Source organism: Rhabdaerophilum sp. (assembly GCF_046092605.1).
Classification (GTDB): domain Bacteria; phylum Pseudomonadota; class Alphaproteobacteria; order Rhizobiales; family Beijerinckiaceae; genus Rhabdaerophilum.
On sequence record NZ_JBJTDY010000197.1, the window covers coordinates 1 to 9,757 of the forward strand.

Below are 9,757 nucleotides of genomic sequence, written 5' to 3' on the forward strand. Positions count from 1 at the left end.
TCAGATATAATTCCACGGTGTAAATCCCCAGCCCTCCTGCAATCGTCGCAGAAGGTAAATAGGTGGACGACTTTTACGCCGCCCGAAGCGGGATAATCCCGCCGCTACCGTGGTCTAATTTTGCACCGCCGCTCTCAATCAGATCAATCCAACCATTATGGCAGCAGCGAGCATGCTGCTGGTTTTCTCCACGGCGTTGTTTCTGGCGGTGGGTTGGCTCTCGAACCGGAATCGCAAAGCCAGGTGATCATGCCGCGGACAGGTTCGCAGGATAGCGTCGATCGCCCGATGGCTGGCCCTTAAGTGCCTTGAAGACGATGCGGCTTGCCTTTTCTCGAGCGGGCTACCGGGACAGCGACGAACCTGACGGCTCTTTTGCCAGCTTTTTGATTGTTCTCGTCCGAATGCCGCTCCGCGGCACCCGGCAGCAGCATTGAGTCAGACATCAGCTGATTTGGGAATCTCGTTTTCCCACAATCCCGTTTGTCCACGCGGACGAGCTATTTTTAAGTTCTCAACACGCCTCAGGATTGAGATTGTTTCATGTTCTTTCGGCAAAGAAGACATGCAATCGCCTGCGTTTGGCGAGAAGCAGCGTCACCGGCTTATCGCCGAGCCGCACAGCCTCGACGAATACAGTCGATTTTTCTTTTCCGGAGAAGAGGAGAGCGGCTTCCCCTGCTTCGCGCAGCGCCATCGCCGAAAGAGAAATCCGGGGTTCGAGCCCAATCGGAAAGGCGGGAACGATGCACGGCACATTCGGATCGAGCCGCGCCTGCGGCTCACCGGGGAAAAGCGAGGCGATATGCCCATCCTCGCCCATGCCGCAGACCACGACATCGAGCGGCAGCAGCCGAGCCACCTGATCCGCCAGTTGCTGCGCAAAGGCCTCCGGCGACAGGCCGGGCTCAACGCTCGCGAAGGAGAGCCATTCCGCGCCGGCCCGAAGCGCGGGCTCCAGCGCCGCGCGCATCATCCGCTCGTTGGAGCGAGGGTGATCGGCCGGCACGAAACGCTCATCGGTGGGCAGCAGCGTGATGCGCTTCCAGGGCAAGTCCTGCTTAGCCAGGGCTGCCAGGAACGGCCCGGGTGTCGAGCCGCCTGGAAGCGCGACACTTGCGCGCTCCTGCCGCTCCAGCGCTGATCGCAGGCGGGTGGCCACCCAATCCGCCAGCGCCCGCGAGGCGTCCGCAAGATCGGCGTGACGATGCAGGACCGGATGACGACTCATGGCGAAGGTTCACTCCCGCAATTCCGGGTCGCTCCAGCTTCGCCCTTCCCGCTCGATGATGGCAACCGCCTGCGCCGGGCCGGAGGTGCCGGCGACATAGCGGTGGGGTGTGGCATAGTGCTCTTTCCAGCCCTCGACGATCGGATCAATGAAGGACCAGGCCGCTTCCACTTCGTCACGGCGCATGAAGAGGGTCTGGTCGCCTCGGATGACATCGGTCAGCAGGCGCTCATAGGCATCGGGCATGCGCTCGTCGAAGGCCGTATCGTAGCGCAGGTCGAGCACGCGCGGCACGAGCTTCAGCCGGCCGGATCCCGGCACCTTCATCATCATCTGCAATTGCAGGCCGTCATTCGGCTGCAGGCGGATCACCAGGCGATTGGCTTCCACCGCCGCCCCCGCCTGCCCCGGAAAGATGAGATGCGGCAGCTTGCGGAAGGTGACCACGATTTCCGAATAGCGCGACCCCATGCGCTTGCCCGTGCACAGGAAGATCGGCACGCCTGCCCACCGCCAGGTTTCCAACTCGCAGCGCAGGGCCACGAAGGTCTCGATGCTGCTCTCGCGCCCCAGTTCCTCCGCATAGCCCGGAACCGGCGAACCATCGAGCGAGCCGCGGATATATTGTCCACGCACGGTCTTCTGCAGCACATCGGCCCCGGAAATCGGCTTCAGCGCGCGAAGAACGCGGAGTTTCTCGTCGCGGATCGCATCGGCCGTGAGCGTGTTCGGCGGCTCGATTGCGAAAAGGCAGAGGAGCTGCAGCACATGGTTCTGCACCATGTCGCGCAAGGCGCCGATCTTGTCATAATAGCCGGCCCGCTGCTCCAGCCCCACTGTCTCCGCCACGGTGATCTGCACATGGTCGATATCCCGCTCTGACCAGGAACGCTCGAACAGCGTGTTCGCAAAGCGCAGGACGAGCAGGTTCTGGACCGTCTCCTTCCCGAGATAATGATCGATGCGGTAGGTCTGGCTTTCCGGCAGCACCGCCGCCACCGCCTCGTTGATGGCACGGGCGGAGGCGAGATCCTGACCCAGCGGCTTTTCGAGCACGAGGCGCGTGCCTCCTTCGAGCAAACCGGCCGATTTCAGCGCGCGGCTCGCAGGGATGAAGCGATCCGGCGGGGTCGCCAGATAGAATGCGCGAACACGGGTCGGGTCATCGAGGCGCTCGGCGAGGCCGGAAAGGCTTTGGGCATCGGCGATATCGGCCTTCACGAATTCCACGATTGGCAACAGGCGGCGAACATCTTCATCCGCCACGCCATGCGCGCGCAGTTTCGTGCCGAGATGCTCCTTCAGCGCCTCCGGGCTGTCGCCGCTGCGCACGACTCCGAGAATGCGGCTCCCCTCGGGCAGAACACCCTCCGCCGCGCGACGCGCCAGCGCCGGAAACAGCTTGCGCAGCGCAAGATCCCCGGTCGCGCCCACCAGAACGAGATCGAAAAGCGGAACCGGCGTGCGCTCGGGCAGGATGGGGAGACGACGTTCGACCATCACGGGCAATTCCTTCAGCGGCAGGCTCGGCGCGGCCTTCAGGGGCCGGTTTGACCCTTATAACCTGACCGCATCACAAGTGTGAAGCTTTACTACTAACAATGGTAATTTTATTACATTTTGCCTCTTGCCGGATTATCCGGAGGAGGCGCGCTTCTCCCGCACGCTCCTCTTGGCCCGCGCAAGGCTCGTCACGCCCGCATCGCCGCGCTCCAGAGCCGTCAGCACGCTGAGCACGTCGATGATCGCGAGATGCACATGGCGCGAGAGCATGGGCGAATAGACGTCCGCATCCTCCTCGACATCCGTGGTGATCGCGACATCGCAGAGCCTGGTAAGCGGCGAGCCGCGTGTGGTGAGCCCGATGACGGTGGCGCCGACATCGCGCGCGATTTCCACCGAGCGGATGAGATCCAGCGTGCGCCCCGAGGCGGAGATCGCGATCACCACATCCTTCGGGCCGAGAAGCGCAGCAGACATCGCGTGCACATGCGGATCGGAATAGGCGGCCGTGGGGATGCCGAGCCGGAAGAACTTGTGCTGGGCATCCAGCGCCACGATGCCGGAATTCCCCTGCCCGTAGAATTCGAGCCGCGGCGCTTCGGCCATCGCCTTCGCAGCCTTGGCGAGCAGCCGGGAATCGAGCTCCTCCGCGAGGCGCGCGAGCGCGCTCGAGGCCCGGTCGAGCATCTTGCCGACCACGGCCGAGGCATCATCGCCCGGCTTCACATCCTGATGCACGAAGGGAATGCCCGCGCCGAGGCTGCGCGCGAGGCGGAGCTTGAATTCCTTCAGGCCCGAAAATCCGAGCGACTTGCAGAAGCGCGCGACGGTGGGCTCGCTGACATCCGCCGCTTCCGAAATCGCCGCGATGGACATTTCCACCGCGCGGTTGGGATCGCTGAGGATGACATCCGCCACGCGCGCCTCGGAGCGCGAGAGATGATCACGCGCAGCCTCGATGCTCACGAGCAGGGTCTTGCCCGTTTCCGTCCTGCCGGTTTCGCTCATCCTGTTTCCCCTCGAGGCGCCTTCGCGCAAGATTACGGGGGGAAACTTTCGCAGCCAAGCCGGGTTTCGTCGTTTTCCTACACCCTCATCCGAGAGCTTCTCACCATTTCGGCTCCGGCGTGGAGGGATCGAACCGCCGCTTCAGCCCGCTCCAGCAGCCGAGATAGCTCTGGTCGATCGGCGCCTCCTCGCTTGCGAATTTCGTGAGCCGCTGGGGAAGCCGCGTCTCCCACATGAAGGCCATGGTGCCCGTGAGCTTCTTCGGCACCATCGGTTCATTGGAGGCATGCTCGAAAGCCGGCGTATCCGGCCCGTGCGGCAGCATCATGTTGTGGAGGCTTGCTCCGCCCGGCAGGAAACCCTCGGGCTTCGCATCATAGACCCCGTAAATCAGGCCCATGAATTCGCTCATGATGTTCCGGTGATACCAGGGCGGGCGGAAGGTGTTCTCGGCCACCATCCAGCGCTCGGGGAAGATCACGAAATCGATGTTCGCCGTGCCGACTTCGCCGGAGGGCGAGGTGAGCACCGTGAAGATCGAGGGATCGGGGTGGTCGTAGGAAATCGCTCCCACCGGCGAGAAGCGGCGGAGATCATATTTGTAGGGATAGTAATTGCCGTGCCACGCCACGACATCGAGGGGCGAGGCCTCAAGCTCGGTCGCGAACATCTCGCCGCACCACTTCACAAAGAGCAAAGCCTTGCCCGGCTTGTCCTCGTAGGAGGCCGCAGGCACGAGGAAATCGCGGGCATTGGCAAGACAATTCGCGCCGATCGGCCCGCGCTCGGGCAACGTGAAGGCCCCGCCGTAATTCTCGCAGATATAGGCCCGCGCCGGGCCATCCACGAGTTCGCAGCGGAAGATCACACCGCGCGGAATGATGCAGATCTCGCCCGGCTCGATCTCGATCACGCCGAATTCGGTGGGAAAACGCAGGCGTCCCTGCTGGGCCACGATCATCAGCTCGCCATCGGCATTGAAGAAATACTCATCCGTCATCGAGGCGGTTATGAGCACGATATGCGCAGCCATGCCGGCCTGCCCCTCGGCATCGCCGGCGGTGGTCATGGTGCGCATACCGGTGAGGAAGGTGAGCTTCTCGCCGGGAATCGGCGCCGGCATCCATCGCATCTGGCCGATCGGCAGCGAGGATTCCTCGCGGTTCGGCGCGGTGCGGATCAGCCCGCCGCCCACCTTGCGATAGCGGCCCTGATGCTTCACGCCCGGCTGGATGCGATAGAGCCAGGAACGCTCGTTCGTGGCGCGTGGCGCGGTGAAGGGCGAGCCCGAAAGCTGCTCCGCATAGAGGCCGTAATTGCATTTCTGCGGCGAGTTGCGCCCCACAGGCAGGGCATTCGGCAAAGCTTCCGTCTCGAAGGAATTGCCGAAGCCCGACATATAGGCGAGCGAGCCCTCAAACGTGGTTCTGGCGCCGGCAAGCGGTGAAAACTGCACAGGCCTGTTCATCCCGATTACTCCCGATGCTGTTCGGAATCTTGCAACGGTTCATGCCAGAATTTGGAGGCAGGGGCAAGAATTAGTTTCAGATGAAACTATATGGCCTCATCCCGCAGCCGGCGCCGCGGCCGTCGAGCCCGCGATCTGCGTGAGCTGCTCCATGAAGGCGCGGCGATCCATGCCGCCATGCGTGAAGCGATCATAGAGCCGGATGACCTCCTCCGGCACCTGTGTCTTCTCGGGGGCCATCGCTCCCTCCCGGTTGGTCGAAGAAAATGCGTGAAACAATAAGGAATTAGAGCGGATGTCCTGATCCAGTCAGATCGGAATCCGCTCTAACGCGGGAGAGGCCGAAACCAGAAGCGGCAGTTCATCATTGGGATTTTCGGCAACAAAAAAGGCGGCACGGAGGCCGCCTCAATATCTGTCTGAATTCCGGGCCTCAGCCCTGGTTGCGGGGCTCGACGCGCTCGGCGATGCGGGCCGACTTGCCGCGGCGATCGCGCAGGTAATAGAGCTTCGCGCGGCGCACCTTGCCCTTGCGGACAACCTTGATCGAGTCGATGTTCGGCGAATAGACCGGGAACACACGTTCCACGCCTTCGCCATAGGAAATCTTGCGGACCGTGAAGCTCTCCTGGAAGCCCCCGCCGGAACGCGCGATGCACACGCCTTCATAGGCCTGCACGCGGGTGCGGTCACCTTCCTTCACCTTCACGTTGACGATGACGGTGTCGCCGGGGCGGAATTCAGGAATCTTCTTTTCGCCGAGAACGCGGGCGGCTTCTTCTTGATCGAGTTGAGCGAGAATATCCATGGTCGGGAACCTTTTTCCGGTTTTGGCTCTGATGGCCAAGCGTTTCGGGACGCTGTTCTGAGTTGAGGATCGGCGCATAAAGCAAGGCTGCGGCTTTGTCACCCCTTGGGCGGAAATTTTCGCGCGAAGAGATCCGGCCGGCGCGCTTTCGTGAGCATTTCCGCCTCGGCCCGCCGCCATTGGACGATGGAGGCATGATTGCCCGAAGTGAGCACTTCGGGGATGCTCCGCCCCTCGAAATCGCGGGGGCGCGTGTAATGCGGATATTCCAGAAGGCCATCCTCGTGGCTCTCCTCGATATCCGAGCCCTCGCCGCCCATCACGCCCGGCAGCAGACGGATGATCGCATCGAGCACAACCTGGGCCGCAACTTCGCCGCCCGAGAGCACATAATCGCCGATGGATAGTTCCGTGAGGCCGCGCGCCTCGATCACGCGCTCATCCACGCCCTCGAACCGCCCGCAAACAAACACCGCCCCCGGCCCGTTCGCGAGTTCCCGCGCCAGGGCCTGATCGAAGACCCGGCCCCGCGGCGAGAGCAGGAAACGCGGGCGCGGATCATCCGCCGGAACCACGGCATCGATCGCCTCCGCCAGCACGTCCGCGCGGATCACCATGCCCGGCCCGCCACCGGCCGGCGTATCATCCACCGCGCGATGCTTCCCGCGACCGTGATCGCGGATATCCTTCACCTGAAGCGACCATTTTCCAGTTGCCAAGGCCTCGCCCGCCAGCGAATGCCCAAGCGTGCCCGGAAACATTTCTGGCATCAGGGTCAGCACGGTTGCGGCGAAGGCCATCGCTCAGCCGAAGGTGAGATCGAGGCTCGCGAAATCCGGCGCGAGCGCGATCACGTGGGCGAAATGCGCGAAGGTCTCGGCCGGCGCCGTCGTCAACAGCACCACCGCGCGCATGCCGGCGCGGCGCGCGGCTTCCACGCCCAAAGGCGCATCCTCGAAGACGAGGCATTCTTCCGGGGGCACCCCCATCCGCTCGGCGGCGGCGAGGAACATGTCCGGATGCGGCTTGCCCCGAAAGCCCTGCGAGGGCGAGACAATCGTGCGGAAGCGATGACGCAAACCGAGGCCATCCAGCGTGAAATCGACATTGCCCGGCGGTGCCGCCGTGCCCACGGCCATCGGCAACCCGTGGGCATCCGCCTGATCGAGCAGCGGCAGCAAGCCGGCCATCGGTGCAAGATGCGGGTGATAGAGCGCGCGGTAAATCACTTCCTTCGCGTCTTCCAGCGCAATCAGTTCCGCGCGCGACTTGCCCGGGAACATCTCGCCGATGATCTCCGGCCCGGAACGCCCTGCGGTTCTGCCGAAGAAACCCGCGCGATCGAAGGGCAGGCCGAGATCGGCATGCCATTTTTCCCAGGAATCGTCATGGAAGCGCATGTTGTCGACCAGCGTGCCATCCATATCGAAGATGAGGCCGCGAATGGGCTTCGTCATGCGTCCTGCTCCGGATTGTCGGGCGGCTTTTCCGGCCCCGCAAGGAAAGCCGGGTCGATCACCACGCGCCGGCCCGGCACGTCCAGCACCGGCACAGCGATCTTCGTGAAAGGCAGGAGCAGGGTCGCCCCACCCGCGACCGGGCGGATGACCAGCAGATCGCCGGCGCCGTGATTGTGGATCTCGAGGATCGTGCCGATCGCGTTCCCCTCGCCATCCGTCACCGGCAGGCCAAGGAGATCGGCGTGGTAGAACTCGTCCTCCTCCTCCGTGTCCGGCAGGTTGTCGCGGTCGATCACGAGATTCTGGCCAGTGAGCGCCTTCACGGCGTCGCGATCCGCGAGGCCCTTGAAGCGCACGACGAGCATGTCGTCCTTCAGCGGCCGCCCGTCGATGATCTCCAGCGCGCGCCCGTCCGGCAGGAAGAGCGGGCCGTAATCGCCGATGGCCAAGGGGTCGGCCGTGTGGCTCTTCACGCGGCATTCGCCCCTGACTCCATGCGGCGCACCGATGGTCGCGACGACGAGCCGCCTTTCGGGCGGGGGAATCGCGGGCGGTGCCTTGGGCTTTTTCATCCGAGCCTCGAACGCGTCATGCCCGGGCCGGCAGCCAACTTCAGGCAGGCTGCCTCACGTTGTCTGCTCCCGGGCATCCACGACTTTGAACGAACGCATGACAAGACGGGAATGGCCGGAACAAGTCCGGCCAAGACGCCTCGCGCGTGAATGCTTACGCGGCTTCGCCGGCCTTCTCGGCCTTCTTCGCGGCGCGTTCCTTGGCCTTGTCGCCCGGCACGGCCTTTTCCGGGTTGTTGCGCGGGGCGCGCTTCACGATGCCGGCGGCATCGAGGAAGCGGAGCACGCGATCGGTCGGCTGGGCGCCCTTGGCGATCCAGTTCTTCGCGGCTTCGAGATCGAGCACCACGCGGCTCTCCGAATCCTTGGCGAGCATCGGGTTGTAGGTGCCTATCTTCTCGATGAAGCGGCCATCGCGCGGGGAACGGGCATCGGCGATCACGATGCGATAGACCGGGCGCTTCTTCGAGCCACCACGGGCGAGACGGATTTTGAGAGACATGGTTCAGGTTCCTTCGATTTCGTTTTTCACTCGGTTCCATTCGAATTTTTCCACCGAATGAAATAGGTCGGATAGTTGGTGAACGCACAATCTTATCTTTTCCATTCGCTCAGATTGTGCCTTTTTCATTTCTTCCGTTTTAACTTTTCCATTATTTGATTTGCTATATTTTATAACAGATTCCCTGCATTCTTCCATGTTTTCAATTATTTCCTTATGTATAGATTCATTTTTGTTTAATCTCATAAATATTTTATATTTAAGATTATCATATTCCACTATTTTTTATGATAGAAATCAAAATTACTATCGTCCCAAGGTTTAAAAACTGAACTTGCGGGTATGTCAATCGACAGAGATAAATAAAGAGCGGCCTCATGTCGAATTTATTCGACCCATTTCATGCGAAATTCTGCAATCTTTACACGACTAACGCGCTCTAGTTCTTTCAACTTGCTTTCTTTCTCTGCCTTAACTGCAACAATAGTTGCATAAGCTAACGACAAAGTGCCAAGTCCAACCGCGAAATTTCCTATATCCCATTGAAATGTGATCCCTTTTGTTACTCCAACTAAAAGGAATAAACAGCCAAAAAAAAGCAAAATAGCCATCGGAACGGACAGTGGAATACGTTCGGGGATCACTTCTTCCTCCCGAACGGGTTGAAGCCGCCGAGGCCGGGCAGGCCGCCGCCACCGCCGAGACCCGGAAGGCCGGGCTTGCCGAGGCCGGGGAGACCCGGAAGCTTGCCGCCGGAACCCTGCATCTGCTCGAGCTTCTTCTGCGCTTCGGCGAGCGCATCGGGCGAAACGCCGCCCGCATCCGGCGGGGGCAGCTTCGAGAGATCCGGCACGCCGCCGCCCGGAAAACCCCCACCAAGCCCGAACATGTTGGCGAGGCCGGCCATCGGCCCGCGCCCGCCCTTGCCGACCTGCTTCATCATGTCGGCCATGCCGCGATGCATCTTGATGAGCTTGTTGATCTCCTCGGCGGATGTGCCGGAACCAGCCGCGATGCGCTTCTTGCGGGAGTTTTTCAACAGATCCGGGTTGCGGCGCTCCTCCGGCGTCATCGAGTTGATGATGGCCACCTGCCGGGCGATCATCCGGTCATTCACACCGGCGCTCGCCATCTGGTCTTTCACCTTGGCGACGCCCGGCAGCATGCCCATGAGGCCGCCGAGGCCCCCGAGCTTTTCCATCTGC

At 62.1% G+C, this 9,757-nt stretch carries 11 protein-coding genes and 1 pseudogene; all 12 read right to left on the minus strand.

Features of this window, described 5'->3' with window-relative positions; translation table 11 throughout:
- Positions 1–541 precede the first annotated feature (541 nt).
- A complete protein-coding gene (gene pgl / locus ACKODO_RS15615; protein ID WP_408984367.1) occupies positions 542–1,231 on the minus strand; it encodes a 6-phosphogluconolactonase in 690 nt (229 codons plus the stop codon).
- A gap of 9 nt (positions 1,232–1,240) precedes the next feature.
- On the minus strand, positions 1,241–2,731 hold the full coding sequence (gene zwf, locus ACKODO_RS15620) for a glucose-6-phosphate dehydrogenase (protein ID WP_408984368.1): 1,491 nt from the start codon (positions 2,729–2,731) through the stop codon (positions 1,241–1,243).
- Positions 2,732–2,866: 135 nt separating this feature from the next.
- The gene (locus ACKODO_RS15625; protein WP_408984369.1) at positions 2,867–3,742 is read right to left on the minus strand and encodes an SIS domain-containing protein; all 876 of its coding nucleotides are present in this window, start codon (positions 3,740–3,742) and stop codon (positions 2,867–2,869) included.
- Positions 3,743–3,842: 100 nt separating this feature from the next.
- Positions 3,843–5,210, minus strand: coding sequence for a homogentisate 1,2-dioxygenase (gene hmgA, locus ACKODO_RS15630; protein ID WP_408984370.1), 1,368 nt, complete (start codon positions 5,208–5,210; stop codon positions 3,843–3,845).
- A gap of 96 nt (positions 5,211–5,306) precedes the next feature.
- Positions 5,307–5,450: a hypothetical protein gene (locus ACKODO_RS15635; protein WP_408984371.1), complete on the minus strand. Its 144-nt coding sequence runs from the start codon at positions 5,448–5,450 to the stop codon at positions 5,307–5,309.
- Between the two features lie 193 nt (positions 5,451–5,643).
- Positions 5,644–6,018 (minus strand): 50S ribosomal protein L19, encoded by a 375-nt coding sequence (rplS, locus tag ACKODO_RS15640; protein WP_408984372.1) that lies wholly within the window; start codon positions 6,016–6,018, stop codon positions 5,644–5,646.
- 98 nt (positions 6,019–6,116) lie between these two features.
- Positions 6,117–6,818: a tRNA (guanosine(37)-N1)-methyltransferase TrmD gene (trmD, locus tag ACKODO_RS15645; protein WP_408984373.1), complete on the minus strand. Its 702-nt coding sequence runs from the start codon at positions 6,816–6,818 to the stop codon at positions 6,117–6,119.
- Between the two features lie 3 nt (positions 6,819–6,821).
- Complete coding sequence (locus ACKODO_RS15650; RefSeq protein WP_408984374.1) at positions 6,822–7,475, minus strand: HAD family hydrolase; 654 nt, start codon at positions 7,473–7,475, stop codon at positions 6,822–6,824.
- A complete protein-coding gene (gene rimM / locus ACKODO_RS15655; RefSeq protein ID WP_408984375.1) occupies positions 7,472–8,050 on the minus strand; it encodes a ribosome maturation factor RimM in 579 nt (192 codons plus the stop codon). The genes ACKODO_RS15650 and rimM overlap by 4 nt, the downstream gene beginning before the upstream one ends.
- 154 nt (positions 8,051–8,204) lie before the next feature.
- Positions 8,205–8,552, minus strand: a complete 348-nt coding sequence (gene rpsP / locus ACKODO_RS15660; protein WP_408984376.1) for a 30S ribosomal protein S16 — start codon at positions 8,550–8,552, stop codon at positions 8,205–8,207.
- Between the two features lie 386 nt (positions 8,553–8,938).
- Positions 8,939–9,196, minus strand: a complete 258-nt coding sequence (locus ACKODO_RS15665) for a hypothetical protein (protein ID WP_408984377.1) — start codon at positions 9,194–9,196, stop codon at positions 8,939–8,941.
- Positions 9,193–9,757 (minus strand): annotated as a pseudogene (locus ACKODO_RS15670) (signal recognition particle protein); the annotation flags it as partial. The pseudogene ACKODO_RS15670 and the gene ACKODO_RS15665, both read right to left, overlap by 4 nt.

What these genes read in the sequence shown, in the direction of transcription:
- pgl (WP_408984367.1), bottom strand. Translation starts at nt 1,231, where the DNA reads ATGAGTCGTCATCCGGTCCTGCATCGTCACGCCGATCTTGCGGACGCC.
- zwf (WP_408984368.1), bottom strand. Translation starts at nt 2,731, where the DNA reads ATGGTCGAACGTCGTCTCCCCATCCTGCCCGAGCGCACGCCGGTTCCG.
- ACKODO_RS15625 (WP_408984369.1), bottom strand. Translation starts at nt 3,742, where the DNA reads ATGAGCGAAACCGGCAGGACGGAAACGGGCAAGACCCTGCTCGTGAGC.
- hmgA (WP_408984370.1), bottom strand. Translation starts at nt 5,210, where the DNA reads ATGAACAGGCCTGTGCAGTTTTCACCGCTTGCCGGCGCCAGAACCACG.
- ACKODO_RS15635 (WP_408984371.1), bottom strand. Translation starts at nt 5,450, where the DNA reads ATGGCCCCCGAGAAGACACAGGTGCCGGAGGAGGTCATCCGGCTCTAT.
- rplS (WP_408984372.1), bottom strand. Translation starts at nt 6,018, where the DNA reads ATGGATATTCTCGCTCAACTCGATCAAGAAGAAGCCGCCCGCGTTCTC.
- trmD (WP_408984373.1), bottom strand. Translation starts at nt 6,818, where the DNA reads ATGGCCTTCGCCGCAACCGTGCTGACCCTGATGCCAGAAATGTTTCCG.
- ACKODO_RS15650 (WP_408984374.1), bottom strand. Translation starts at nt 7,475, where the DNA reads ATGACGAAGCCCATTCGCGGCCTCATCTTCGATATGGATGGCACGCTG.
- rimM (WP_408984375.1), bottom strand. Translation starts at nt 8,050, where the DNA reads ATGAAAAAGCCCAAGGCACCGCCCGCGATTCCCCCGCCCGAAAGGCGG.
- rpsP (WP_408984376.1), bottom strand. Translation starts at nt 8,552, where the DNA reads ATGTCTCTCAAAATCCGTCTCGCCCGTGGTGGCTCGAAGAAGCGCCCG.